This is a genomic window from Streptomyces incarnatus (assembly GCF_001027185.1).
GTDB classification, from domain to species: domain Bacteria; phylum Actinomycetota; class Actinomycetes; order Streptomycetales; family Streptomycetaceae; genus Streptomyces; species Streptomyces puniciscabiei.
Map to the genome: position 1 here is coordinate 4,780,179 of NZ_CP011497.1, position 25,695 is coordinate 4,805,873.

The window sequence follows — 25,695 nt, forward strand, 5'->3', positions numbered from 1 at the left end:
CCGGATGAGCACGACGGCGGAAAGCGACCGCGCGACCAGGGAACGTGACCGGGCGCCCAAACAGGACCGCAGCCGCGCCACCCGGCAGCGGCTCCTGGAGGCCGCCGTGGCCTGCCTGGCCGAACACGGCTGGGCAGGCTCCACCGTCGCCGTCGTCGCCGAACGCGCCGGAGTCTCCCGCGGCGCCGCCCAGCACCACTTCCCGACCCGCGAGGACCTCTTCACCGCCGCCGTCGAATACGTCGCCGAAGAACGCTCCACCGCCCTGCGCGCACTCTTCCCGGCCGGCCCCGCCGACCGCCACGCCGTCGTCGCCGCCCTCGTCGACCTCTACACCGGCCCCCTCTTCCGCGCCGCCCTGCACCTGTGGGTCGCCGCCTCCAACGAGGACCAGCTGCGCACCCGCGTGACCGAGCTGGAAGCCCGCGTCGGCCGCGAGACCCACCGGATCGCCGTCGACCTCCTCGGCGCCGACGAGGCCCGCCCCGGCGTCCGCGAAACCGTCCAGGGCCTCCTCGACATGGCCCGCGGCCTCGGCCTCGCCAACCTCCTCACCGACGACACCGCCCGCCGCACCCGCGTCGTCACCCAGTGGGCCGACCTGCTGGACAAGGCCCTGGACTGAGCCGCTGTCAGTGCCGGCGGCACCGAGGACCTCCGCACTCGCGTGTGCGGCAAGCCCTGACCAGTGAACCGGACCACACCCGGATCCGGCACGGGGCAGTACCCTTGCGCCCATGCCTCCGATGCTCGTCCGCCGCCGCCACGTGGACTACGTGCGCGTCACGAGCATGGGCTGTCGGCCTTCGGCCTGATTCAGCCTCTTTTCTCCCGCCTTCTTACGGCATCTTCTTACGGCATCCGGGGCGACGCCGCCCACACCCGCGGCGGCCTGCCCATGGCCCACACACCCCGTGGACGCACCATGACGACGCACACCGCATCGACGCACCCCACGACGACTCCGTCGTACGACCAGCTCCCCATCATCGACCTCTCGGCCGCCGACCACGGCCCCCAGGCCCGCGCCCTCCTCCACGCCCAGCTGCACAGCGCCGCCCACGACGTCGGCTTCTTCCAGCTCGTCGGCCACGGCGTGACCCAGGCCGAGACCGACGCGCTGCTCACCGCCATGCGCGCCTTCTTCGCCCTCCCCGAAGCCGACCGCCTCGCCCTGGACAACATCAACTCGCCGCACTTCCGCGGCTACACCCGCACCGGCGACGAACGCACCGCCGGCGCCCGCGACTGGCGCGACCAGCTCGACATAGGCGCCGAACGCCCCGCCCGCGCCCCCGCCCCCGGCGAACCCCCGTACTGGTGGCTCCAGGGCCCCAACCAGTGGCCCACCGCCCTCCCCGGACTGCGCACGGCCGCCCTGGCCTGGATCGACAAGCTCAGCGCGGTGGCCGACCGCCTCCTGCACGAGCTCCTCGCCGCCATCGGCGCCCCCGCCGACTTCTACGACCCGATCTTCGGCAGCCACGCCCACCCGCACCTCAAACTCGTCCGCTACCCCGGCAGCGCGGGCGACGGCACCGACCAGGGCGTCGGCGCCCACAAGGACTACGGCTTCCTGACCCTGCTCCTCCAGGACACCGTCGGCGGACTCCAGGTCCAGCGCGAGGACGGCCTCTTCCACGACGTCCCGCCCATCGAGGGCGCCTTCGTCGTCAACCTCGGTGAACTCCTCGAGGTCGCCACCAACGGCTACCTCCTCGCCACCAACCACCGCGTGGTCAGCCCGCCCGGAGCCACCGAACGCTTCTCCGTCCCGTTCTTCTACAACCCCCGCCTGGACGCCAGGGTCGAGCCCCTGCCCTTCCCGCACGCCTCCGAGGCCCCCGGCATCACGACCGACCCGGCGAACCCCCTGCACGCCGAGTACGGCTACAACGAACTGAAGGGCAAGCTCAGGGCACATCCGCTGGTGGCGGAGCGGCACCATGCGGGTTTGCTGACTGCAGCGTGAGAATCAGGGCCCGAAGGGCCCGATTCTCAGGGGCGCGGGGCCGTATCGACATGCGGCTCCGCCGCGTGGGCGCGACAAGCCACGACCGGCCCGCAGTCGCCCGCGCTCCGTGGCTCCCCTCTCAGTGGGCGATATCCGCGTACCCGGCGATGTCCTCCGGCCGCCGCGGCCCAGGCCCCACATACCGAGCAGAAGGGCGCACAAGCCGCCCCGTCCGCTTCTGCTCAAGAATGTGCGCCGACCACCCGGCAGTCCGCGCACACGTGAACATCGACGTGAACATATGCGCCGGCACCTCGGCGAAGTCCAGCACGATCGCCGCCCAGAACTCCACGTTCGTGGCCAGCACCCGATCCGGCCGACGATTGTGCAACTCCTCCAGAGCCGCCTTCTCCAACGCCTCGGCCACCTCGAACCGCGGCGCACCCAGCTCCCGCGCCGTACGCCGCAGCACGCGCGCCCGCGGATCCTCCGCCCGGTACACCCGGTGCCCGAACCCCATCAGCCGCTCACCCCGGTCCAGGGCCTGCCTGACGTACGCCTCCGCGTCCCCCGTCCGCTCGATCTCCTCGATCATCCCCAGCACACGCGAGGGCGCACCCCCGTGCAGCGGCCCGGACATCGCCCCCACCGCCCCCGACAGCGCGGCAGCGACATCCGCACCCGTCGACGCGATCACCCGCGCCGTGAAAGTCGACGCATTCATGCCATGCTCGGCGGCAGACGTCCAGTACGCGTCCACAGCCGCCACATGCTTGGGATCCGGCTCACCCCGCCACCGGATCATGAACCGCTCCACCACCGACTTCGCCTTGTCGATCTCCCGCTGCGGCACCATCGGCAGCGTCTGCCCCCGCGCGGACTGCGCGACGTACGACAGCGCCATCACCGCGGCCCGCGCCAGATCCTCCCGCGCCTGCCGCTCATCGATGTCGAGCAACGGCTTCAGCCCCCACACCGGCGCCAGCATGGCGAGCGCCGACTGCACATCCACCCGGATGTCACCGGAGTGCACCGGGATCGGGAACGGCTCGGCGGGCGGCAGCCCGGGATCGAAGGCCCCGTCGACCAGCAGCCCCCACACATTCCCGAACGAGACATGACCGACCAGGTCCTCGATGTCGACGCCCCGGTAACGCAGGGCGCCGCCCTCCTTGTCCGGCTCGGCGATCTCCGTCTCGAACGCGACGACTCCCTCGAGTCCGGGTACGAAATCGGACATCAGGCGGCTCCTTGAGATGCTTCGGCGGCGGTCACCCCGGTGATGCCCCGTTCGACCGGTGGTCACCCAAACCGCAACGGGACCAGCACGATAACTCCCGGTGCCAGACTTGGGGAGTCCGCACGACACTGAGTGCCACCAGCGTTCGATACGGCAAGATGACCGCGTGACCGACCGCGACCCGCTCCTGGACCCCGCCATCGACCCCGCCGCCATGCGCAAGCAGTACCGGGCCGAAGGCCTCGCCGAACAGGATCTCGCCGCGCACCCCATGGACCAGTTCGCCCGCTGGTTCGAGGACGCCGCCCGCGCGGCACTGCACGGCACCATCTACGAACCCAACGCGATGGTCGTCTCCACCGCGGACGCGGCAGGCCGCCCCAGCTCACGCACCGTCCTGATGAAGCAGTTCGACACCGAGGGCTTCGTCTTCTACACCAACTACGACTCCCGCAAGGCCCGCGACCTCGCGGAGAACCCGCACATCGCCCTGCTCTTCCCCTGGCACCCACTGGCCCGCCAGGTCATCGTCACCGGCACCGCCCACCGCACCGGCCGCGACGAGACCGCCGCCTACTTCCGCACCCGCCCCCACGGCTCCCAGCTCGGCGCCTGGGCCAGCGCCCAGTCCTCCGTGATCGCCTCCCGCACCGAACTGGACACCGCCTACGCCGACCTCCAGTCCCGCTACCCCGAGGACGAACAGGTCCCCGTCCCCCCGCACTGGGGCGGCTTCCGCATCACCCCGGCGACCATCGAGTTCTGGCAGGGCCGCGAAAACCGCCTCCACGACCGCCTGCGCTACATCGCCCAGCCGACCGGACGCTGGCGGGTGGAGCGCCTCGCGCCCTGAAAGCGCCGGAAAAAGCAAGAAACCGCCGGAAAACCCCGGGAGACGTCGGGAGACGCCGAAAAACGCAGACGACCCGCGGGCTGGGTTCCTCAAGGAGGAGCCGGCCGGACGTACCGGCAGCCCGCGGGTCGGGTGACTGCGTTGGATTGAGCCGGCTGCGTGTTTCGCACACGCTGGTCCGGCACCGCACTGGGTGTGGTGGCGAGCCGCTAGCCCGCAGCCACCTCGCGCGTCCGGGTTTCACTCATTTACCCGATCACCTCCTCTCTCGCTTGCTTGGCACCCTACGAGGCGATCGGTGGAGACTCAAATGTTTTTCGGAGTTGCTGGCGAAGGGGCTTCCGGACGGACGTCGTAGCCGTACCCCGGTGGCCTTGACGACCAGTACCTGGTCGGGGACGCGGACGATCGTCTCGCCGTTGTCGCGATCAAGGTGACCGACACACAGGGCGTCCAGTGTGTGCGTCTTGGTGAGGCCCATGGCATCGCGGTTCGCCTTGGTCAGGTAGCCGGGCCAGGCATGCACGGGCCTGCCGAGCCTTTCCAGGGCTTCGGTGAGATGCCCCTGGACCCTGTTCATGGCAGCGGCGTCCCGGAGCGACGCCTTGGTCTGCTCGAGGATCCTGGCCAAAAGCTCCGGGCGCTGTGCCAGAAAGGATTCGACGGATCGGCTCCCTTTGGCCTTGTTGCAGGGGACACGGGAGAGGACCAGGTTGGTGATGCGGTCGGATCCTCCTCGGCTGCGGGGGCGTACGTGTTCGATGTTCAGAGGTACTCCGGTGGCTCCGCAGTAGACGCAGGCGCTGTTCCACTTGCCGTGCAGGTAGGCGCGCGCCGTGGTTCCCGGCAAGGGGCCTTGTGTGTACTCCGCGCCGTACAGAGGTCTGCCGGCGCTCATGGCGTGGGTGTCGAAGGACGTGCGTTCCAGGTGGATCTCGGTGACGGGTGCGTAGCGGCAGAGGCGGCGCGCGAGGGAGAAGGTGGTGTTGACGCGGTGGCGCAGGGAGGTGGGAGCCATCGTTCGGGGTGGACCCGGTTGTCGAGCGTGGTGATCGGTAGCGGCAGTTGGCTGAACGCCGTCTTTTTCGGTAGCCCGCGCGTTGTCGCATGCAGGCCTGGATCTGTGCACCTCGGTGCTGGAGTTCGATGGAGACCAGTCCCCGTCGGACCGCGACGGTGCTGCCGTCCTCGGTGGTTTCCTTTTTTTCGTCGCAGAGGACGAGTCCGGTTCCCTGTGAGCCGGGGTCGATCCGCAGCTGCACGCCGTCGACTTCGGAGTCGGCCAGCGCGCGGTCTTTCAGCCGGATGGTGAAGGGCACCTGCCGTGCGACCACGGCCCTGCCCTTGCGAAGCAACTCGCGGGCGCGGGCGGGGTGGCAGGGCATGAGTGGGTGGCCATCCTTGGAAAGGACGAAGATCCTTCTTGCGCCTGTCGGAGCGTCACCGCTCCGGCCGTTTCGTCCCTGCTCCCGGGGGTGTCTGCTCTCACGGATTCCAGAGCAGGCTGCTGAGGAAGCACAGCCTGGTGGGTCTGCTCGCCTACGGGGAACGTAGTCATCGGGGTCACCTCCCTGATCTTCTGATCGCGATGACTTGGGCTGGTCACCCGACAGGCAGCGTTGTGCCCGGGGAGCGAGTGACCTCCCTTCTCTGCGTGTGAGGCGAAGCTGGTGAACTGAGTCCCGGGCGCTGCTGTGATCAGCCGCAAGTCGCCCAGACGTGCGAATCTCCCGAACTCCTCGAACGAGCGAGCGGCGCCGATGGTAGGCGCCGTATTGACACCGCACTGGTCCAGACCGCACGGTGATCCGCGACACAGACGCTGCGAAGGGGCACCGCATGAGCGACGGCACGCCTGCCGACCTGTTCTTCGACGCCGCGATCGGCCTGCTGCAACGGGTCCGTGAGGAGGAGGCCGAGCCGATCAGGGCCGCCGGTGCCCTGCTCGCCGACACCGTCGCCTCCGGCGGCCGGCTGTTCGCCTTCGGCGCCGGGCACTCCTCCCTGGCCGCCCAGGACGTCGTCTACCGTGCCGGCGGTCTCGCCCTGATGAACCTGCTCGCCGTCCCCGGCGTGGTCGGTGTCGACGTCACCCCGGCCACCCTCGGCTCCGCCCTCGAACGCGTCGACGGCCTCGCGAGCGCCGTCCTCGGCACCTCACCGATCCGCTCCGGCGACGCGCTGGTGATCATCTCCCTCTCGGGGCGCAACGCCCTCCCCGTGGAGATGGCCCTGAACGCCCGCGCCCTCGGTGTGAAGGTCATCGGCGTCACCTCGGTGGCGTACGCCTCCCAGACCACGTCCCGGCACGCCTCCGGCACCTTCCTGAAGGACCACTGCGACATCGTCCTGGACTCGAAGATCGCCGTCGGGGACGCGGAACTCACCCTGGACACCATTCCGGCGCCCTTCGCCCCCGCCTCCACGGTCGTCACCACCGCCCTGATGCAGGCCGTCATGGCGACCGCCGCCGCCGCCCTCGCCGACCGGGGCATCGAACCCCCACTCCTGCGCTCGGGCAACGTCGACGGCGGGCATGAGTGGAACGGCCGGGTGATGCGGGAGTACGGCGACCGGATCTTCTACCGGCACTGAGCCGCCGTAGCCCGCTCATCCGCCCCGGAGTACGTCCGCCAGGTCCAGTGCCGCCGCGATGCGGACCGCCACGTCCTCCGCGTAGGCCGTGTCGAGCCGCTCGAAGCGGCTGCGCCCGGAGCCGCGCAGGAAGGTGACCACGCCCAGCGTCCTGCCCCGGCTGCGCAGCACCGCGCACAGGGCGTGCACGGCGTCCTCGGGCCACTGCCGGGCGAGCGCCCATTCCCGCGCCCGCTGGGCCGGGACCGACCCGGCGTCCGCGCGCACCAGTCCGGCCCGCTCCACGCACTGCAGCGCCGGGTGGCCGGGCTCGTAGCGCACGGGCAGTCCGGCCGCGCCGGTGAGCAGGCTCGGTCCCGGCGCTCCGGCGGGCGTGGCGGCGAGCCGTACCAGCCGTACGGGCGTCTCCTGTCCCCCTGGATCTTCGCCGGCTTCCGGGCCGGCCGAGCGCGGGGAGGGCGTCACGCGGTCGATCAACGCGTGGTCGGCGAAGCCGGCGAGGGCGAAGTCCAGGTGGACGGTGGCCGCCTCGACCGGGTCCTCGCACTCGGCGGCGGCACGCGCGGCGCGGTGCAGCTGGTTGGTGCGGAAGCGCAGCAGGGCCGCTTCCTGCTCGCCCTGCTTGGCCTCGGTGACGTCCTGGAACAGCCAGCCGACGCCGAGCGGCACCGGTTCCTCGGCGAGCGGCGAGGCCAGGCGTACGAAGCCGCTCCGCCAGCAGCGCCGCTGCTCGCCCTCCGGGGTGCGCACGGTCACCCACATCTCGGCGGGCGCGGGCGGCGCGCCCTCGGCCAGCACATGGGTGAGCGCGGCCTCCAGCTCCTCCACGCCCCGTGCGAGCAGTTCGCCGAGCGGCCTGCCCAGCGCGGACGTGCGTCCGATGCCGAGGGCGCGGGCCGCGTGCGCGTTGACGACGGCGGGCCGCAGATCGGCGTCGATGAGTACGACTCCCCAGGCAGCGTCCTCGAACAGCGCCTCGCTCAGCGCGATCGACCGCTCCAGGTCGATCTGCGCGTGGACCTCGCTGAACGCGCAGTAGACCCCGGCGGGCTTTCCGTCGGGTCCGCGCACGGCGGCGGACTGGGTCCGTACGAGCACCCGCCCGCCGTCCTTGGTGACCAGCGCGAACTCGTGCACCTGCCGCCCGGGGGCGTGCATCGCCGACATCAGCCGGGCCTGCACCTCCTCGGCGTCGGCGCTGCGCACCGCCCAGCCGGCGAACCCGTGCCGCCCGACCGCCTCGGCGGCCGTCCAGCCGAGGATCCGCTCGGCCTCCCGGTTCCAGTGCGTGACGGTCCCGTCGGCGTCGAAGGCGCACAGGGCCGCGTCCATGCCGTCGAGCAGTGCGGCGAGCAGGTCGGATCCACCTGACTCACCGGGCTCGTCCGGCCCCAGTTCGTCGGTGGTCCCACTCCGCCGGGAAGCACTCACCTGGACCCCCTGCAGGCTGCGTCGGCGCACGTAACGGCGCACGGTTCGCTCAGTGGCCTTCATTCAACTGGAACGTGACCCAGCCCACATCCTGTTCCCGCAAGATTGATGCGACAAGATTGAGCGTCCTGAAGTGGGGTGCGGGGCTCCACCACCACCGTGCGGCGGCCTCCCGTTTTCGGCGGGGCCCCCGCTTGTCAGTGGGATCCGGCAGAATTGGTGGCAGGGCCAGCGCACGCGCCGGGGTGCCGGCAGAGGTAATCGAGGGGCACGTATGTCCGGACTGATCGACACCACGGAGATGTATCTCCGCACCATCCTCGAGCTCGAAGAGGAAGGCGTCGTGCCCATGCGCGCCCGCATCGCGGAGCGGCTGGACCAGAGTGGGCCGACGGTGAGCCAGACGGTGGCGCGGATGGAGCGGGACGGGCTGGTGTCCGTGGCCAGTGACCGCCATCTGGAGCTGACGGACGAGGGCCGGCGGCTGGCCACGCGCGTGATGCGCAAGCACCGGCTGGCCGAGTGTCTCCTGGTCGATGTGATCGGCCTGGAGTGGGAGCAGGTGCACGCGGAGGCCTGCCGCTGGGAGCACGTGATGAGCGAGGCCGTCGAGCGGCGCGTGCTGGAGCTGCTGCGGCACCCGACCGAGTCGCCGTACGGCAATCCGATCCCGGGTCTGGAGGAGCTGGGCGAGAAGGACGGCGCGGACCCGTTCCTGGACGAGGGCATGGTCTCGCTGGCCGACCTGGACGCGGGCGCGGACGGCAAGACGGTCGTCGTCCGCCGTATCGGTGAGCCGATCCAGACGGACGCGCAGCTGATGTACACGCTGCGGCGTGCGGGGGTGCAGCCGGGGTCCGTGGTGAGCGTGACGGAGTCGGCCGGCGGTGTGCTGGTGGGCAGCGGCGGCGAGGCGGCCGAGCTGGAGGCGGACGTGGCCTCGCACGTGTTCGTCGCCAAGCGCTGAGCCGGGGAGGGCCCCGGCGCCGTGTGGCGCCGGGGCCTGTCCTCCCCTGTGCTGACCCGGAGCCCCGAGCTCTCAGGGTCATCCCCCTCGGACCGTTTTTCCCCGAGCGGTCCGCCTCCCGCCAGAAGAGATCCCCTCGATGGCGGCGATCATTCCTTGCGGGGTGTCACTCGAATGAGGGGTGTTGTCCGCAGAGACGGATTTTTCGAATAGCTATTCGATAGATTCGATACGCTGCGGCGGCAGAACGCGGACGACAGCGACAGCAGCGAGTACGAGCGAGTACGGCAGTACACCGGTACGAGGCAGGCGGAGCTGGGGGGTGCCAGACCCATGGCACGGCGTATCGACGTGACGGGAGCGGGTGGGGTGCGCCTGGCCGCCTGGGAGTTCGCCGACCCGCCCAAGACGGGACTCGACCCGGCGGGCGATCAGGCGGACGGCCGGGGGGACGCGGCGCCCGGCGCTCCGGGCGTGCTGTTACTCCACGGCCTGATGGGCCGTGCCTCCCACTGGGCCTCGACCGCCCGCTGGCTCGCCGCGCGCCACCGTGCCGTGGCCCTGGACCAGCGCGGTCACGGCCAGAGCGAGAAGCCCCCGCGGGCCGCCTACACCCGTGAGGCCTATGTCGAGGACGCCGAGGCCGCCCTGGAACAGCTCGGCCTCGCCCCCGCGCTCCTGATCGGCCACGCCATGGGCGCGCTGACCGCGTGGCAGCTCGCCGCGAAGCGCCCCGACCTGGTCCGGGGCCTGATCATCTGCGACATGCGGGCCTCCGCCCTGGGGGCCGCCTCGCAGCGGGAGTGGGCCGACTGGTTCAGGGCCTGGCCCGTTCCCTTCGCCACGCTGGCCGACGTACGCAAGTGGTTCGGTGAGGACGACCCCTGGGTGGAGCGGCCGAATCAGGCGCGCGGGGAGTTCTACGCCGAGGTGATGCACGAGGGCCCCGACGGCTGGCGGCCCGTGTTCGAGCCGGAGCAGATGCTCAGGTCCCGGGAGACCTGGGTGTACGACGCGCACTGGGAGGAGCTGGCCCAGGTGCGCTGCCCGGCACTGGTGGTGCGGGGGGTGGACGGGGAGCTGGGGCGGGCGGAGGCGCAGGAGATGGTGCGGGTGCTGCCGGCGGGGGAGTACGCGGAGGTTTCCGATGCGGGGCACCTTGCGCACTATGAACTGCCGTTGGCTTGGCGGGGGGCTGTTCAGCCGTTTCTTGATCGGGTGGTCGGGGTTTGAGGGGCGGTTTCGTCTGCCCGGTCCGGTGCGTTGGCGAGTGCGGGTGCGTGGTGGGTTCTCGCGCCCACGCGGCGGAGCCGCATATCAGACACAGCCCCGCGCCCCTGGGGAATTCCCCTAGCCCTTGCTGACAGCGGCAAGTATCTCCGGGAGCCGTGCTGCTGTCCTCGGTGCTGCCAGGCGTAGGCCCCCCAGGGTCAGCACCGCGCCGTATGCCGCGCCCACCGGCAGCAGGAGCCACCTCCACGCCTCGCCGTCCGCGCTCACGTGGAGCCAGATGGTGAAGGCGATGACGGGGGAGCAGAGCAGGGCCGCCGAGATCATGCCGCCGAAGATGGAGATCCAGGCGAGGCCCGCCTGGCCGGGGACGACGTTCTTGTGGCCCTCCTGGGGGATGGAGTAGGGGAAGCGGGCCGAGGTCCAGGCGCCGGTCGCGAGCATCGCGCCGAGCAGGGCGAAGGACAGGCCCAGCACCTCCGGCAGCCGGGACCAGGCGCCGAGCAGGGCGGTCGTCACCACCGTCACGAGCGCCGCGTACGGCAGGGTGATGAGCAGCAGCGCCAGGGCGCGGCCGCGCAGTTCGGCGTAGGCGTCCCGGGGTGAGGAGATGGTCATGGCCACCATCCAGAACGCGGAGGTGTCCTGCCCGAACTGGTTGTACATCTGGATGCCGAGCATCCCGGCGGCGAAGCACGCGAAGTAGATCGACCCGGTGCCCTGGACCGCGTTGAACACCGGCACGATCAGTCCGATCGCCAGCGAGGTCACCCAGGCGGCCTTGGTCTTGGGATCCCGCCAGATGTAGCGCAGGCTGCGTTCCATGACGGTGCCCGTGCGGCCCCGTGGCAGCAGCCGGCCGAGTCCGGTGGCCGAGCGGCTGCGGACCGTGGCGTCGGCCGGTTGCAGCGTGGAGGCGTCGGGCGCGGTCATCAGCCGGGTCAGGCTCCGCGCCCAGATCGCGATCAGCGCCGCCAAACCGGCAACTGTTACGGCGAGTTGGGCGGCGGCGATGCCGTACGACCCCTGGCTCGCCGCGTGTACCGCCGCCACCGCCGACGCCGGCGGCACCCAGGACAGCACGTCGGCGACCGGCTGCAGCTGCCCCAGCCCGGCCGAACCGAGCTGTCGTGCCCCGAAGTTGACCAGCTGTGCCCCGATCGCGATCACCAGTCCGCTCAGCACGGCGAGATCGCGGCCTTTCCTGCTGGTCAGCAGCCGTACGTTGGCCGTGGCGACGGCGCGTGCCAGTGCCACGCAGACCAGCAGGGCGAGGGCGACGGCGACGACGGAGACGGCGTACCCGGCGGCATCCCGGGCCAGCGACAGCGTGCAGCCCGCCAGCACCAGCAGGGTGAACAGCGGGCCGATGCCGACCAGGGAGGCCGCGAGCAGCGCGCGGACCAGCGGGCGGGGGCGCAGCGGGAGCATCACCAGCCGGGTGGGGTCCAGTGTCTCGTCGCCGGTCGGGAAGAACAGCGGCAGGACCGTCCAGCCCAGCGCCAGCACGGCCGTACCCGGTACGGCGACGGCGTCGGCGTGCGCGTGCCCGTGCAGCGCGAGCAGTCCCAGCAGTTGCAGCAGGGCGAACAGGACCGCGATGACCGCCGAGACGACGAACGCGGCGCGCCGGCCCCCGGACTGCCGCAGCCCGTTGCGCAGCAGGGACAGTTTCAGCCGTACGACGGTGGAGGTGAGGTTCGTCATCGGGCCGCCCCGCCGCCCAGCCAGTCCAGATCGGACCCGGTGTCCCGGCCGCTCGCCCCGACCAGTTCCAGGAACGCCCCCTGGAGCGTGGGATGCGCGCCGCGCACCTCGGCGAGCGGGCCGGTCGCGCGGATCCGCCCGGCCGCCATCACCGCGACCCAGTCGCACAGCGACTCGACCAGTTCCATGACGTGGGAGGAGAAGACGACGGTGGCGCCGGAGGCGGTGTACCGCTCCAGGACGCCCCGGATGATCTGCGCGGACACCGGGTCGACGCCCTCGAACGGCTCGTCCAGGAAGAGGACCTCGGGATTGTGCAGGAGCGCGGCGGCGAGTCCGATCTTCTTGCGCATGCCGGTGGAGTAGTCGACGACGAGCTTGTGCTGGGCGCCGGCCAGGTCGAGGACGTCCAGCAGCTGTGTGGCCCGCTTGTCGACCTCGGCCCCCGGCAGCCCGCGCAGCCGCCCGGAGTACCCGAGCAGCTCCCGCCCCGACAGCCGCTCGAACAGCCGCAGCCCTTCGGGAAGGACGCCGATCCGCGCCTTGACGGCCACGGGATCCCGCCACACGTCATGACCGACGACCTCGACGGTCCCGCCGTCCGGCCGCAGCAACCCGGTCACCATGGAGAGCGTCGTCGTCTTCCCGGCCCCGTTGGGCCCGACCAGCCCGATGAACTTCCCGGCGGGCAGTTCGAGATCGATCCCCCCGACAGCGACCTGCTGCCCGAACTGCTTCCAGAGCCCTCGCACGCGTACCGCAGCTTCCGTCATGCATGAAGGTTACGGCGGGGCCGGCGCCCCGAAGGGGCGGGGGACTGTGCCTGATGTGCGGCTCCGCCGCGTGGGCGCGACAAGCCACGACGCTGCCGCACCCGCCGACGCGCCGAAACCGAGCAGAGGAGACGGCGAACCGCTACCGGTCCCGCCCGCACGCATAAGCCAGCGCCGAGATCAACTCCTCCGCATCCGGCAGCCACCGATTCGCAGGAGTCGGCCGGCAGGCCCACTGCACGGCACCCCGGGACCCGAACCGGGTAGGGGGAGCGGCCACATACGCCCCCTCGCCCAGCGCCACGAGATCGAGGGACGACAGCGCCCACCCGAGCTTGCGCACCAGGTCCGGCACCTTCGCGGCGGCCCCCGGCAGCACGAAGAACTGCATGCGCCGGTCGGGAGCCAGGGTGACCGGACCCAGGGTCAGCTCCATCCGCTCCATCCGGGCGAGCGCCAGGAACCCCGCACTCTCCGGGACGGACAACGCGTCGAAGGTCCGCCCCGTCGGCAGCAGGATCGAGGCCGTCGGCTGCTTCTGCCACATCCGGCGTGCGACGGTCGCGCTGCCGGTCGCCAGGGTCGCCCAGTCGGGGCGCGCGGGGTGCGCACCCGGCGCAGGGCAGGAGGCGTCGCCGCACGAGCAGCGCTGCCTTCCGTCGACCGCTTCCAGCCAGGTGCCCGGGAACACGTCCCAGTGCCGTTCCTCGGCGTAGCGTACGGCGGTCTCCAGCAGCGATTCCCCGCGCTGCTGCGGAATCTGACCGGCAATCTGAGTGTTTTCGGCGCCCGCGATCGTCTCTTCCACGCCCCTCTCAACTCCCGCATCCACCTGGAGTTACGGCCGTGGCGCGCGCGGGGGTGGGGCATCGGTCCGGCAGTCGGGGCGCATGGGTGCACAGGCGGGGGCGCGCGGGAGGAAGCAGGGCGTGAGCTGGGTAGCCAGGGGTGGGGTTGGCATCCGTCGTTACCCCGGCAAACCGCGCATGTCGCGCATTGACGGTATGTCAGCTGGGCAGTGATCTTCCCGGAACGGTTACGCCCAGGGGACGCAACGCAGGGGGTAGCACATGGCCGCAAGGCCTCTCGTGGCGAGGCAGCCGAACGAACGGCTGCAGGCACTCATCCAGGAAGCGGGGTGCTCGAACGCCGGGCTGGCCCGGCGGGTCAACATGTGCGGCGCCGAGCACGGCCTCGACCTGCGCTACGACAAGACGTCCGTGGCCCGCTGGCTGCGCGGACAGCAGCCCCGGGGCCGCGCTCCGGCGATCATCGCGGAGGCGCTCGGGCGCAAGCTCGGCCGTACGGTCACGATCGACGAGATCGGCATGGCCAACGGCAAGAACCTCGCCTCGGGGGTCGGTCTCCAGTTCTCGCCGACGGTACTGGGGGCCATCGAGCAGGTCTGCGAGCTGTGGCGCAGCGACGTGGGCCGGCGGGACTTCCTGTCCGGCTCCTCCGTCGCCGCCTCCGCGCTGGTCGAGCCCAGCCGGGACTGGCTGATCTCGGCGCCGGACGCCCAGGTGGCCCGGCAGGCGGGTCCGCGCGTGGGACAGGCCGACGTGGCGGCCGTACGGTCCATGACGCAGGCGCTGACCGACCTGGACCACCAGTTCGGCAGCGGGCATGTGCGCCCGGTCGTCGTGCACTACCTCAACAGCGTCGTCTCCGGGCTGCTCGCCGGCTCGTACCGGGAGACGGTCGGGCGGGAACTGTTCGCCACGGTCGCGCGGTTGACCGAGCTCGCCGGGTACATGGCGGTGGACACCGGTCAACCGGGGCTGGCCCAGCGGTACTACATCCAGTCGCTGCGGCTCGCGCAGGCCGCCGGTGACCGGGGGTACGGCGGTTACGTCCTCGCCGCGTCCATGAGCCACCTCGCCGCCCAGCTCGGAAACCCCCGTGAGATCGCCCAGTTGGCGCGGGCGGCGCAGGAGGGGGCGCGCGGGCAGGTGACCCCGCGCGTGGAGGCGATGTTCCACGCCGCCGAGGCGCGCGGGCACGCCCTGCTCGGTGACGGGCGCGCGGCGCAGGCGTCCATCGGGCGGGCGGTGACGGCGATGGAGCAGGCGGACGGCTCCTCCGGTGACGACCCGGTGTGGATCCGGCACTTCGACGAGGCCTATCTCGCCGACGAGTTGGCGCACTGCCACCGTGACCTCGGCCAGCCCGAGCAGGCGGCCCGGTACGCCGAGCAGTCGCTGGCCGGGCACCCGGAGTCCCGGGCCCGCCGGCGCGCCATCGGCTATGTGCTGCTCGCCACGGCCCAGGTGCAGCAGCGGGAGGTCGAACAGGCCTGCAGCACCGGTCTGAAGGCGGTGGAGCTGCTGGAGACGCTCCGCTCCAACCGGGGCGCGGAGTATCTGGAGGATCTCCAGCAGCGCCTGGAGCCCTTCCGGGAGGAGGCGGTGGTACGGGAGTTCGGGGCGCGCCTCGATCTCCAGCAGGCCGCGTGAACACCGGTTCCGTCGTCGCGTGAACACCGGCCCCGCGGTCGCGTGAACGCACGGCGAACGGCACCCGGGAGCGGGAGGGCGCCCTATACCAGCGCCCCGCGGGGCGGATTTGTTACCGCCGTCACAGGGAAGGAGGTTACGCCCTGAGCTGCATGGCACCCGGCTCGGGGGACCCGGTAGCGTGAGCCCGATTCACAAGGTCCCCCATTAGTAGGAGTCCCGGTGACGCAGAGTGGACAGGGCGAGGAGCCCTCGGCGCGACCCGCGCGCGAAGGCATCGTGCTGCCCTCCGACGGAGGCGAGCCCTTGCTGCCGGGCATGACCGGCGCGCCCGTCCCCGCGGCCCCGGCCGGCGGGCAGGCCTGGGGCGGCTCCTGGGGGCCCGAGCAGCAGCCGCCCCAGCCGGGCCAGGGCTGGCCCCCGGCGGCGGCCCAGCAGTGGCACACCCCCGAGGCCCCGGCCGCGCAGCCGCCCGCCGGGAACCCCGGCCCGCTGCCCCCGGAGGGCGCCCCGGCACCGTCGTACGGCCCGACGGCGTCGTACGACCACTCCGGCGCGCCGGGCGGTGGCTACGGCGCCGGTCAGCAGCCCGGGTACGGCGCGGCACCCGAGCCGTACCAGCAGCCGCAGCAGTCCCTGCCGCAGCCCCCTCAGCAGGCGCACCAGCAGTCCCCCCAGCAGCCGTACCCGCAGCCGCCGGCCGGTGCCGCGCCGCTTCCGCCGGCGGACGCCTACCCGGCCGCCGCCGCCCCGCTGCCCCCGGCGGACGAGGGCGCGACGCAGTACATCCCGCCGGTGCAGGCCGGCGCCGCCGCCGAGGGCGCCACGCAGTACCTGCCGCCGGTGCAGGCGGCCGCCCCCGCCGACGAGGGCGCGACCCAGTACATACCGCCGGTGACGGCCGGCGCCCTGCCGCCCGAGGCGGGCGGCGAGGAGACGCGCTACCTCGGCCGGGTCCCGCAGCAGCAGCCCGGGCCGGCCTCCTCCGACGCGGAGGCCACCCAGTACATACCGCCGTACGCCGCGCAGGCGCAGGACGGGCAGCGGCAGCCGCCGGCCGAGTTCGACAGCCTCTTCCGCGGCGGCCCGGCGGGCGGCGACGGGCCCTCCGGGGCCACCCAGCAGATGCCGCGCGTGCACCACGCGGAGACCCGCCCCGGCCCGGCGCCGTACGGCGGGGGTCAGCCCTCCTACGGCGGGCAGCGGCCCTCGTACGACCCCGCGCACGATGACGACGACCAGCCGCGCGGCCGGTCGCGGGTGCCGCTGATCGCCGCGATCGGTGTCGGCATCGTCGTGATCGGTGTGGGTGCCGGTGCGCTGCTCAGCGGCGGCGGCGGTTCGAACCCGGGCAATGACGGCAAGACGGTCGCGGCGACGTCCGCCGCCCCCGGCCAGAGCTCCGGCTCGACGGCCGCCGACCCGGCCCGGCAGCAGGCGGTCGCGCTGGACAAGCTGCTCGCCGACAGCGGCAGCAGCCGCGCCTCGGTGATCAAGGCGGTGGCCGACGTCAAGAACTGCGACAACCTCGACGGGGCCGCCACCGACCTGCGCAACGCGGCGGGCCAGCGCAACCAGCTGGTCACCCGGCTCGGCCAGCTGTCCGTCGACAAGCTGCCGGACAACGGCGCCCTCACCGCCGCGCTGACCAAGGCCTGGCAGGCGTCCGCCGCCGCCGACAACCACTACGCGGCCTGGGCCGGACAGGCCAAGAACCGCAAGGTCTGCCGCAAGGGCCACGCCCGCGTCACGGGCGAGACCCAGGCCGGCAACCGGGAGAGCGGCACCGCCAGCGCGCAGAAGGTGAAGGCGGCGGCGCTGTGGAACGCGATCGCGCAGAAGTACGGCCTCACCCAGCGCCAGCCCACCCAGCTCTGAGCGACGGGCTGGGGACGCGCCGGGGACCCGCCGCAGACGGGCCGGGGACGCGCCGGCGGGCGTCACTGCACGTCGGCGTTCTCCAGCGTCCGTGTCATGTCGGTGGTGCCGTCGAGCCCGCCGACGCCCCTGCGGGCGGCGACCAGCCTGCCGTCCTGGACCACCTGCAGGGTGACGTCGGCGTTGACCATCCGCGGGAAGCCGACCGAGGCCAGTGTGCTGGAGTAGGTCCAGTGCAGCGTCGGGGTGAGACCGCCGGTGGAGACCCGCAGCCCGTCGTCGAGGGTGCGCCGCACGGAGTCGGCGGTCACCTCACCGGCGCCGATCCTGTCCAGGACGGCCTTCAGCACGGTGTAGGCGATCCAGGTGGTCTGCACTCCGGCGTCCGCGGGGTCGATGCGGGTGTCGCCGAAGGCCTCCTCGTTGATCACCTTCTTCATCGGGTCCCACCGGGAGTCCGACGCCGGCGGATACCAGCCGGTGATGTACGCCCCTTCGTACGGCCCGGACGCCCCGCCGGTGGCGTTGATCACGGTCTGGTCGACGCTGCCGAGCACGGTCGCGAGCCGTACCGAGGGGAAGCTCTCGCGTTCCCGGCGGAAGGAGTCCATGAAGGTGTCGGTGCGGTCCCCGAGGGCGGGAACCACGCAGCCCTTCCTCGTGACGTCCTTGGTGGCGTACCGCAGCGCCTGGTCGGCCCGGTCGCCGTACTCGGTGGCGTCCTCCTCGGCGAGCTGGTCGCCCGCCTTGACGTGCCCGCCCGCCTTCAGCCCGGAGTCCAGCAGCACCGGCAGCTCGTCGCCGGCGATGCTGTCGGGCCGGACCAGGGCGATGTTGCCGCAGGCACCCGCGAGGGCCTTGCCGAGACCGGCGAGCAGGGCGGGCTGGCCGCCGTTGACCGGGTAGGACATCTGGCCGGTGAACTCGTCGTTGGTGACGCCGTAGCCGCCTATGTAGGGGATGCCGGCGCCCTCCAGCGGGGCGGAGTAGGAGTCGGTGAACTGGCTGTAGGAGCCGACGACCGCGACCACGTTCTCGTCGGCCGCGTACCGGGCGCACTTGGCGGCGCCCACGCTGTCGTTGTGGTCGTTGCAGGTCAGGACCTGCAGTTTGCGGCCGTTGATGCCGCCGTGCGTGTTGATCCACTTGGCGTAGGCGAGGGCCATCGCGGGCATGCCGGGCTTGTTGGTGGCGTCGGTGTCCTGCGGCGCCCAGGTCATGACCTTGACCGGGTCACCCCCGGAGCCCCCCGTGGCACCGGGGATGACCCCGCACCCGGCGGTGAGCGACGCACAGAGGGCCACGGCGCCCGCGGTCAGGGCGGTGGCTCTGCCGGGGCGGGAGGAGGGGTGGAGGAATGTACGAAAGGTGCGTCGCCTGCCGGTCATGTACAAGCACGATTCCCTCACACGACTAACCGGCGAGTGACCCAGGGTCAACGAAAGGTGACACCGAGGTGAATTACAGGGGCCTGTGAGGCCAGTGTGACGGGGAACGTACGATCGATGACCGTGCAAGGTTCGGAGAACTCTTCCCGTCGTGGCCGTCGCTCCTCCACCATGGGCGGCATGCCCCTAAGCGACATGCCGTGGTGGCGCTGGCGCAGCAATGTGCGCTCGGCGCTGCACATGCTCTCCGACCCGGTGTTCCAGCGGGACGTCTGGCTGGCCGGCGTGGACGGGTACGGCGACGTCACGGACGCCGTCTACCGGCTGGTCGAGGACACCTGGCTGGACAACTGGTCCGCCGAGAAGTACGTCGGCACGATATTCCGCGACTCGCAGGAGGCGGCCCTCGTGGACACCGCCGTGCTGCGGGTGCTGCGCATCATGCACCAGGTCGGCCCGGACGCGCCGGTCGCCGCGTACCTCGACCACCAGGGGTGGCCGGAGGCGGTGCGGGCGGCGCGGGACGCGCACGTCCGGATGGCGGCGAGCGACGGCGACGACCCCGATGCGCCGCCGCGGAGCCTGGAAGTGCTGCGGATCATGACGAGGACGGCGTAGGCGCTCCGACGGCCGGCGCGCCCGTCGTCCCGCCCTGCGGGACGTCGGACCACGGCAGGCGGCCGACATGAGAACCTGTAGTGCATGAACCAGCAGTCCGCGCCCGCCGCCGCCGCGGCCGACCAGTACGTCCTCACCCTCTCCTGCCCGGACAAGCAGGGCATCGTGCACGCCGTGTCGAGCTACCTGTTCATGACCGGCTGCAACATCGAGGACAGCCAGCAGTTCGGCGACCACGACACGGGTCTGTTCTTCATGCGCGTCCACTTCTCGGCCGAGGCGCCGGTGTCGGTGGAGAAGCTGCGGGCGAGCTTCGCGGCGATCGGTGACTCCTTCCACATGGACTGGCAGATCAACCGGGCCGACGAGAAGATGCGGATCGTGCTCATGGTCAGCAAGTTCGGGCACTGCCTGAACGACCTGCTGTTCCGGGCCCGGATCGGTGCGCTGCCGGTGGAGATCGTGGGCGTGGTCTCGAACCACACCGACTTCGAGGAGCTGGTGGGCTCCTACAACATCCCCTTCCACCACATCCCGGTGACGAAGGACACCAAGGCGCAGGCCGAGGCGAAGCTGCTGGAGATCGTCCGCGAGGAGGGCGTCGAACTGGTCGTCCTCGCCCGCTACATGCAGGTCCTCTCGGACGACCTGTGCAAGCAGCTCAGCGGCCGGATCATCAACATCCACCACTCCTTCCTGCCGAGCTTCAAGGGCGCCAAGCCGTATCACCAGGCGCACGCCCGGGGGGTCAAGCTCATCGGGGCGACCGCGCACTACGTGACCGCCGACCTGGACGAGGGGCCGATCATCGAGCAGGAGGTCGAGCGGGTCGGCCACGATGTGACGCCGGATCAGCTGGTGGCCATCGGCCGCGATGTGGAGTGCCAGGCGCTGGCGCGGGCGGTGAAGTGGCATGCGGAGCGGCGCATTCTGCTGAACGGGCGCCGTACGGTGGTGTTCGCCTGAGAGCTCGGGGCGTTCGGCCGTCGGGCGGCTGCGGGCGCGTTGTGGCTTGTCGCGCCCGCGCGGCGGAGCCGCATGTCGATGCGGCCCCGCGCCCCTGAGGTAGGCGAGCTGCAGCTTGCTCAAGGGGCGCGGGGAACTGCGCGAACGGCCCCCACGCACCCGCAGCCGCCCGCGAAACCCCACCCATCCCTACAGTCGGCTCAACCCCGCCGTAGCGAACAGGACATCCCTGATCGCCTCCCGGTCACCCACCTGCCCCACCGCAGCCTCCTCCGGCGCCACCCGGCCGGCGGCCAGTCGGCAGAACTCCACACCGTCCAGCGCCACATGGGCCACTTCCAGGTCCGCGGAGGCGAGCGCCGCCGGTGAGTCCAGGGGGATCAGCCACTCGCCGCCCGCCGCGCCCTCGATCTCCAGCCGCAGGCTGCGGCCGGGCTGGCCGGCGAGGCCGAGGTGGCGGCCGCGGGCCGGTGACGCCAGCCCGGTCTGCCGGCGTCTGGCCAGCGCGGTGGGCAGCATCCGGGCCGCGAGGTCGATCATCTTGTTCAGGTGGCGCGGCGCGGGCGGCTGGTACGGGTAGTCCACCGCCTCCGCGATGTCCTCGGCGTGCACCCAGCACTCGAAGGCCCGGTCCAGCATCGCGTCGTGCAGCGGCAGCTCGAAGTCGCCGTACGACACCGCCAGTCCGCCCTCGTGCCCGCCGGTGAAGGACACCGTCCGCACCAGGCCGTGGCTCTGCTCCCGCCAGGGCCCCCGCACCGAACGGGTCGGCGGGAAGTGGGAGTTGCGCCAGAACGCCTCGGTGCGGGCCTGAGGTCCCACCGCCTCCGGCGCGGCCGCCCCGGTGACTTGCGCCAGCGGATCCTCCAGGCCGAGCGCCAGCGCGACCAGCCCGTCCACGGACAGCAGGTGCGCGATCACCCCCGCCACGGTCGTACGGCGGCTCTTCGCCGCGTCGGCCTCGTACCACCGCAGCCGCACCGGCGCATGCCACTCCGCGTCCCCGAAGTCCTGCAGCAGCGCGTCCAGGCGCGCGGTCTCGGCGTCGTACGGCGCCGCCCACTCGGGGACCGGGATGCGCGGCGGCCGGCGTTCCAGGCAGCTCTCCAGGACGCGGGTGCGCAGGTCGGGGTCCAGGTCGAGGCTCTCCGGCTGGTGCAGCAGGCCGACCGCCTCGCGCAGCCGGCGGGCCTCGTCGGCGCAGCTTCCGCAGGAGCCGAGGTGGTCCTCGACGGCGGCCGTCTCCGCCGCCGAGCAGGCGGCCAGCGCCCAGGCGCCGAGGAGCGCTTTCAGGACGTCGTGCGGCAGGTCCAGCGGCACGGCCGGGACGTTCCCCGGATCGCCGGGGCCGGACAGCGGCCGCCCGCCGTCCTCGACGGAGGCGCGGGGCGTCGCTATGCGCGCCGGCTGGTCCGGCTCGGTCCCGCCGCCCGGGCGCGGCTCCCACCCCGAGCCGCCACCGTCGCCCTCGCCGACGCGGCCGCCGCCATCCCGGCTGCCCTTACCCCGGCTGCCCTTACCCCGGCCGCCTTCACCTCGGCTGCCCTTACCCTGGCCGCCTTCACTCTGGCCGCTGTCACTTCGGCCGCCGTCGCCTCGGCTGCCCTTGCCCCGGCCGTCGTCGTCTCGGCCGCCTTCACTCCGGCCGCCGTCACCTCGGCCGTCGTCGCCTCGGCTGTCCTTACCCCGGCCGCCTGCACCCTGACCGCTGTCACCCCGGCCGCCGCTGCCCCGGCCCCCGTCACCCCCGTACGGCCCGTCCTCGTGTCGCTTCTCGTCTCCCGGGCCCTCCTGCTCGCCGGGTGCGCCGAAACCGCTCGCTCCGCTCACACCGCACCCCCGGGTCCCGGCGGTGTCCCGGCGTCATGGGCGGTGGAGAGCAGTTGGAGGCCGAGGCGGAGCCGGCGGCGGGCCTCGTCCTCGGTGACGCCGAGGTCGACGGCGGTCTGGCGGTAGTCGCGGCGCTGGAAGTAGGCCAGGTCGAGGGCGGCGCGCAGCGGGGCCGGCATGGAGTGGACGATGTAGTCGGCGCGGGCGGCGACCGAGGCGCGGCGCACCTTGCGCTCCAGTTCCGCCAGGGAGCCGCCGCCCCGCGGCAGCGCGGCGGTCTCGCTGTCGCGCAGCCGCTGCACGGCGAACCGGTTGGTCACGTCGGCGACCCAGGTGCGCAGCGGGCCCTTCTTGGGGTCGTAGGTCTCGGGGTGCTCCCAGAGATGGGCGAAGACCTCGCGGGTGAGGGTGTCGGCGGCCTTCTCGTCGCCGAGGACACGGTGGGCGAGGCCGTGCACGAGCGAGGCGAAGCGGTCGTACAGCTCGCCCAGGGCGGCCGCCTCACCACGGGCGAGCCGCTGCTGCATCTTGCGGTCCCAGCGGGGCGGTACGTCCTTCGTGGCCATGCGGTCCCTCCCCTCACCCGTGTCCGGTCGGTCCAGCCTGTCTGCGGCGTCTTCCCGAATGTAGTCGGCACGTCCGACAGTGCACGCCCCTTTGTGTCAATGCGCGCCCCCGGAAGGGCTGCAGGTGATAGTGCCCCCTTCACATAAACTTCACACAAGATGTGTGCATGTCTGATCGAACAGGATCGGTAGTGACCGAAACAAGCCCCTTGTCGATCACGTCTAGTTTGTGCCTCGACGTTTCAGGGAACGGCCGCTGGGCAGCCGCGCGGAAGCAAGCGTAGGAACTGCTTCCGTTTCCGGGCGGTTCCGGAGGTTCCGGCGAGCGGAGGGGCAGGGACGTGGCATTCAAGGTGACCAGCGCCGAACAGGGCGAGTGGGCCGTGCTCCGGGTGTCCGGGGAACTGGACCTGATGACCTCGCCGGTTTTGCGCCAACGTGTGCACGACGTCGTCGCCGAGGGGCATCACAGCCTCGTCGTGGACCTCTCCGACGTGTTCTTCTGCGACTCCAGCGGGGTCGGCGTCCTCGTCGCCGCGCGCCGGCTGATCCGCTCCTGTCAGGGCCGGCTCCGGCTGATCCTGCCCGACCGGGGGGCCGACGACGGGTCGCACGTCAACCGCGTCCTCGGCGCGCTCGGCGTCCGCCGGCTCTTCGACGTACGGCCCGACGTCGAGGCCGCGACGACGGACGAGGCGGACCCGCTCTCCGCCTGACGCGCCGCCCGCGCGGCGCTCCCCCTCCGCGACACGGCCACACTGTTGTCGCAGAATTCCCCCGGTCTTGGCACAACCGCCGGATTACCGCCGTCCGACGGCCATCCGCGTCATACGCTCCCTGCCAGGTCACCCACGCGCCCGTGGAACGACCCGAACGACGAACGACGCACACGTGAGGCGGTCCGAACAGACATGGTCAGCACCGACTACGAGCGCAGGATCGCAGCCCGGTTCGCCACCTTCGACCAGGACGGCAACGGCTGGATCGACCGCGAGGACTTCAACGCGGCGGCCAAGGCACTCCTCGCCGAGTTCGCCGTCACCGCACGCTCCGACAAGGGGCAGGCCCTGTACGCCGGCGCGGAGGCCTTCTGGCAGGGCATGGCCGGCATCGCCGACCGGGACGGCGACCAGCGCATCACCCGCGAGGAGTTCGTCACCGGCGCGGTCAAGCGCCTGCGCGACAACCCCGAACGCTTCGCCGAGATCGCCCGGCCCTTCCTGCACGCGGCGCTGGCCGTCGCGGACGGCGACGGGGACGGCCTGGCCACGGTCGCCGACACCGTACGCGTGCTGCGGGTGTTCCACGTGCCCGAGGAGCTCGCCGGGGCGACGGCCGCCGCGCTGGACACCGACGGCGACGGCAAGGTGGGCGAGCCGGACATCGTCCCGGCGATCGCGCGCTACTTCACCGTCCCGGAATAGGCACCGGAGCGGACCGGGAAATGGGGTTGAGGGGAAGACGATCAAGCCGGTAGGTTCCTGTTCACCGTGACACCGGCCGAGGAGGTGAGACCCATGAACGCTGTATCGACGTGGGTGCTCCCCCTTCCCGTCACGGCCGGCGACTGACGCAGGTGTCGCCGGGAGCGCCTCGACCACCAGGCACTCCCGAAAGGCACCACCCATGCACTCACTTCGGTTCACCGCACAGTCCTCGTCGAACGGCATGGTGGAGCGCGACTTCACCGTGGGCGAGGTCCCCGGCGTCCTGTGGTCGCCGGCCTCCGGCGCCGGCCGCGCTCCCCTGGTCCTGATGGGGCACGGCGGCGGCAACCACAAGAAGCATCCGGCGATGGCCGGCCGTGCCAGGCTCCTTGTGACCCGGTGCGGCTTCCACGTCGCGGTCGTCGACGCCCCCGGTCATGGCGACCGGCCGCGCACGGCGCACGACGAGCAGGAGATCGCCGCCCTGTTCGCGGCGAGGGCGGCGGGCGAGCCGGAGGGCCCGATCGTCGTCCGCTACAACGCCCACCTGGCCCAGCTCGCCGTGCCCGAGTACCACGCGAACCTGGACGCCCTCCAGGAGCTCCCCGAGATCGGCACCGACGGGCCGGTCGGCTACTGGGGCATCAACATGGGTACGGCGATCGGCGTGCCGTTCGTGGCGGCCGAACCCAGGATCACCGCCGCGGTCTTCGGCCAGCACTGGCCCCACGTCCTGGCCGAGCAGGCGAGGCGGATCACCGTCCCGATCGAGTTCGACCTGCAGTGGGACGACGAGCACATCTCGCGCGAGGAGGGTCTCGCACTCTTCGACGCCTTCGCTTCGAAGGAGAAGTCCCTGCACGTGAACGCGGGCAACCACAAGGAACTGCCCCGGTTCGAGGCCGACAGCGCGGTCCGCTTCTTCGCCCGGCACCTCGTCCCGGCTCTCACCCCGACCGCCTGACACGAGCGACGGCGCCCGGCACCCGGCGTACGGGCCGGGCGCCGAGGCCGCGCACGGTCCGCCGGCATCTCGCGGAGCTGGTCAAAGGCGGGCCAGAGCGGCGATGACGCGTCGGCAGGGACGGTTCACTCGCCCGCGGTGCCCTCGGCCTCCCAGCGGAGCAGGTCGCCCGGCTGGCACTCGAGCACCTCGCACAGGGCGGCGAGGGTCGCGAAGCGCACCGCCTTGGCGCGGCCGTTCTTGAGTACCGCCAGGTTGGCGGGCGTGATCCCCACGCGCTCCGCCAGCTCACCCACGGACATCTTCCGCCTGGCCAGCATCACGTCGATGTCGACGGCGATCGGCATCAGATCACCTCGTCCAACTCGGCCCGCAGCTGGGCCGCTTCGACGTCGCGGGCGACGGCCTGGGCGAGCAGCATCCGCAGCACGAGCACGATGAGCGCGACCCCCAGGATGGCCACGCCGACCCCGCCCATGATGAGGGTGACGCCCGGGTCGTCCCGCTGGCCCGGCGCATTGACGGCCGTGACCGCGAACCACAGCAGGGCGGCCGCGACGATCGCGCCGATCACGATGTCCACGTACCGGAAGGCGGCGTGGGAGAACACGGTTCCGCGTCGCACCATCGACACCAGCCGCCCTACGCAGACCACGGCGACCTGGACCGACACCATGCCCAGGACCGTGATCACGCGCAGCGCGGTCAGCGGGAGCGAGCCGTCCTCCGGATCGCCCCCGGTGACCAAGGCCCACACCATCCCGGCCTGTACGAACACGGTGCCAGCGAGCACCACCACGAGCACGGCGCGCAGCGCACCCACCGTCAGCTTTCCCATGGCCCACCTTCCCA

At 72.0% G+C, this 25,695-nt stretch carries 24 protein-coding genes and 1 pseudogene; 13 read left to right on the plus strand and 12 right to left on the minus strand.

Translation table 11 applies throughout. From position 1 onward, the window contains the following. Positions 1-4: 4 nt before the first annotated feature. Together ABB07_RS21545 and ABB07_RS21550 are read left to right on the plus strand one after the other, a co-directional pair. A complete protein-coding gene (locus ABB07_RS21545; RefSeq protein ID WP_208900231.1) occupies positions 5-625 on the plus strand; it encodes a TetR/AcrR family transcriptional regulator in 621 nt (206 codons plus the stop codon). 300 nt (positions 626-925) lie between these two features. Then, complete coding sequence (locus ABB07_RS21550; protein WP_208900232.1) at positions 926-1,972, plus strand: isopenicillin N synthase family dioxygenase; 1,047 nt, start codon at positions 926-928, stop codon at positions 1,970-1,972. A 121-nt stretch (positions 1,973-2,093) separates the two neighbouring features. Here ABB07_RS21550 and ABB07_RS21555 read toward each other — a convergent pair whose 3' ends face one another. Beyond that, entirely contained in the window at positions 2,094-3,194 is a 1,101-nt protein-coding gene (locus ABB07_RS21555; protein ID WP_208900233.1) for a citrate synthase 2, read from the minus strand. 166 nt (positions 3,195-3,360) lie between these two features. On the opposite strand from ABB07_RS21555, the gene pdxH reads away from it, so the two are divergent. Next, the gene (gene pdxH / locus ABB07_RS21560) at positions 3,361-4,047 is read left to right on the plus strand and encodes a pyridoxamine 5'-phosphate oxidase (protein ID WP_208900234.1); all 687 of its coding nucleotides are present in this window, start codon (positions 3,361-3,363) and stop codon (positions 4,045-4,047) included. Between the two features lie 256 nt (positions 4,048-4,303). Here the strand turns inward: pdxH and iscB are convergent, their stop codons facing one another. Together iscB and ABB07_RS42025 are read right to left on the minus strand one after the other, a co-directional pair. Further along, positions 4,304-5,065, minus strand: a complete 762-nt coding sequence (gene iscB / locus ABB07_RS21565; RefSeq protein WP_208900235.1) for an RNA-guided endonuclease IscB — start codon at positions 5,063-5,065, stop codon at positions 4,304-4,306. 82 nt (positions 5,066-5,147) lie between these two features. After that, positions 5,148-5,888 (minus strand): annotated as a pseudogene (locus ABB07_RS42025) (RRXRR domain-containing protein); the annotation flags it as partial. Here ABB07_RS42025 and ABB07_RS21575 point away from each other — a divergent pair. Beyond that, the gene (locus ABB07_RS21575; protein WP_208900236.1) at positions 5,887-6,642 is read left to right on the plus strand and encodes an SIS domain-containing protein; all 756 of its coding nucleotides are present in this window, start codon (positions 5,887-5,889) and stop codon (positions 6,640-6,642) included. The pseudogene ABB07_RS42025 and the gene ABB07_RS21575 sit on opposite strands and share 2 nt — an antisense overlap. 15 nt (positions 6,643-6,657) lie before the next feature. Here the strand turns inward: ABB07_RS21575 and ABB07_RS21580 are convergent, their stop codons facing one another. Then, entirely contained in the window at positions 6,658-8,073 is a 1,416-nt protein-coding gene (locus ABB07_RS21580; RefSeq protein ID WP_208900237.1) for a PAS domain-containing protein, read from the minus strand. A 274-nt stretch (positions 8,074-8,347) separates the two neighbouring features. Between ABB07_RS21580 and ABB07_RS21585 the strand changes: the two genes are divergently transcribed. Next, a complete protein-coding gene (locus ABB07_RS21585) occupies positions 8,348-9,040 on the plus strand; it encodes an iron-dependent transcriptional repressor DtxR (RefSeq protein WP_069780244.1) in 693 nt (230 codons plus the stop codon). 333 nt (positions 9,041-9,373) lie between these two features. Further along, a complete protein-coding gene (locus ABB07_RS21590; protein ID WP_208900238.1) occupies positions 9,374-10,273 on the plus strand; it encodes an alpha/beta fold hydrolase in 900 nt (299 codons plus the stop codon). Positions 10,274-10,390: 117 nt separating this feature from the next. Here ABB07_RS21590 and ABB07_RS21595 read toward each other — a convergent pair whose 3' ends face one another. The 3 genes from ABB07_RS21595 to ABB07_RS21605 form a co-directional block, all read right to left on the minus strand. After that, a complete protein-coding gene (locus tag ABB07_RS21595) occupies positions 10,391-11,977 on the minus strand; it encodes a transporter (protein WP_208900239.1) in 1,587 nt (528 codons plus the stop codon). Then, positions 11,974-12,750 carry an ABC transporter ATP-binding protein gene (locus tag ABB07_RS21600; RefSeq protein ID WP_208900240.1) on the minus strand — a complete coding sequence of 259 codons (777 nt, stop codon included), beginning with the start codon at positions 12,748-12,750 and terminating at the stop codon, positions 11,974-11,976. Before ABB07_RS21600 ends, ABB07_RS21595 begins: the two co-directional genes overlap by 4 nt. Positions 12,751-12,892: 142 nt before the next feature. Further along, positions 12,893-13,558: a bifunctional DNA primase/polymerase gene (locus tag ABB07_RS21605; protein ID WP_208900241.1), complete on the minus strand. Its 666-nt coding sequence runs from the start codon at positions 13,556-13,558 to the stop codon at positions 12,893-12,895. 262 nt (positions 13,559-13,820) lie between these two features. Between ABB07_RS21605 and ABB07_RS21610 the strand changes: the two genes are divergently transcribed. Beyond that, the gene (locus ABB07_RS21610) at positions 13,821-15,206 is read left to right on the plus strand and encodes an NsdA family TPR-like regulatory protein (RefSeq protein WP_208900242.1); all 1,386 of its coding nucleotides are present in this window, start codon (positions 13,821-13,823) and stop codon (positions 15,204-15,206) included. 222 nt (positions 15,207-15,428) lie between these two features. Continuing rightward, positions 15,429-17,084 carry a chromosomal replication initiator protein DnaA gene (locus ABB07_RS21615; protein WP_208900243.1) on the plus strand — a complete coding sequence of 552 codons (1,656 nt, stop codon included), beginning with the start codon at positions 15,429-15,431 and terminating at the stop codon, positions 17,082-17,084. A 62-nt stretch (positions 17,085-17,146) separates the two neighbouring features. Here the strand turns inward: ABB07_RS21615 and ABB07_RS21620 are convergent, their stop codons facing one another. Further along, entirely contained in the window at positions 17,147-18,472 is a 1,326-nt protein-coding gene (locus ABB07_RS21620) for an ABC transporter substrate-binding protein (protein ID WP_208903559.1), read from the minus strand. Positions 18,473-18,589: 117 nt separating this feature from the next. Between ABB07_RS21620 and ABB07_RS21625 the strand changes: the two genes are divergently transcribed. After that, complete coding sequence (locus ABB07_RS21625; protein ID WP_208900244.1) at positions 18,590-19,090, plus strand: SCO4402 family protein; 501 nt, start codon at positions 18,590-18,592, stop codon at positions 19,088-19,090. Between the two features lie 84 nt (positions 19,091-19,174). Continuing rightward, on the plus strand, positions 19,175-20,056 hold the full coding sequence (purU, locus tag ABB07_RS21630) for a formyltetrahydrofolate deformylase (RefSeq protein WP_208900245.1): 882 nt from the start codon (positions 19,175-19,177) through the stop codon (positions 20,054-20,056). Between the two features lie 189 nt (positions 20,057-20,245). Here purU and ABB07_RS21635 read toward each other — a convergent pair whose 3' ends face one another. Together ABB07_RS21635 and ABB07_RS21640 are read right to left on the minus strand one after the other, a co-directional pair. Continuing rightward, on the minus strand, positions 20,246-21,454 hold the full coding sequence (locus tag ABB07_RS21635) for a zf-HC2 domain-containing protein (RefSeq protein WP_208903560.1): 1,209 nt from the start codon (positions 21,452-21,454) through the stop codon (positions 20,246-20,248). A gap of 428 nt (positions 21,455-21,882) precedes the next feature. Then, a complete protein-coding gene (locus tag ABB07_RS21640; RefSeq protein ID WP_208900246.1) occupies positions 21,883-22,452 on the minus strand; it encodes a sigma-70 family RNA polymerase sigma factor in 570 nt (189 codons plus the stop codon). 341 nt (positions 22,453-22,793) lie between these two features. Here ABB07_RS21640 and ABB07_RS21645 point away from each other — a divergent pair, with 341 nt between their 5' ends. The 3 genes from ABB07_RS21645 (at position 22,794) to ABB07_RS21655 (ending at position 24,843) form a co-directional block, all read left to right on the plus strand. Next, positions 22,794-23,168 (plus strand): STAS domain-containing protein, encoded by a 375-nt coding sequence (locus ABB07_RS21645; protein WP_208900247.1) that lies wholly within the window; start codon positions 22,794-22,796, stop codon positions 23,166-23,168. 195 nt (positions 23,169-23,363) lie between these two features. Further along, positions 23,364-23,876, plus strand: coding sequence for an EF-hand domain-containing protein (locus tag ABB07_RS21650; protein ID WP_208900248.1), 513 nt, complete (start codon positions 23,364-23,366; stop codon positions 23,874-23,876). Between the two features lie 202 nt (positions 23,877-24,078). Beyond that, on the plus strand, positions 24,079-24,843 hold the full coding sequence (locus tag ABB07_RS21655) for an alpha/beta hydrolase family protein (RefSeq protein ID WP_208900249.1): 765 nt from the start codon (positions 24,079-24,081) through the stop codon (positions 24,841-24,843). Positions 24,844-24,968: 125 nt separating this feature from the next. Here the strand turns inward: ABB07_RS21655 and ABB07_RS21660 are convergent, their stop codons facing one another. After that, positions 24,969-25,190, minus strand: coding sequence for a helix-turn-helix domain-containing protein (locus tag ABB07_RS21660; RefSeq protein WP_208900250.1), 222 nt, complete (start codon positions 25,188-25,190; stop codon positions 24,969-24,971). Beyond that, a complete protein-coding gene (locus ABB07_RS21665; protein WP_208900251.1) occupies positions 25,190-25,681 on the minus strand; it encodes a DUF2975 domain-containing protein in 492 nt (163 codons plus the stop codon). Before ABB07_RS21665 ends, ABB07_RS21660 begins: the two co-directional genes overlap by 1 nt. Positions 25,682-25,695: the final 14 nt, after the last annotated feature.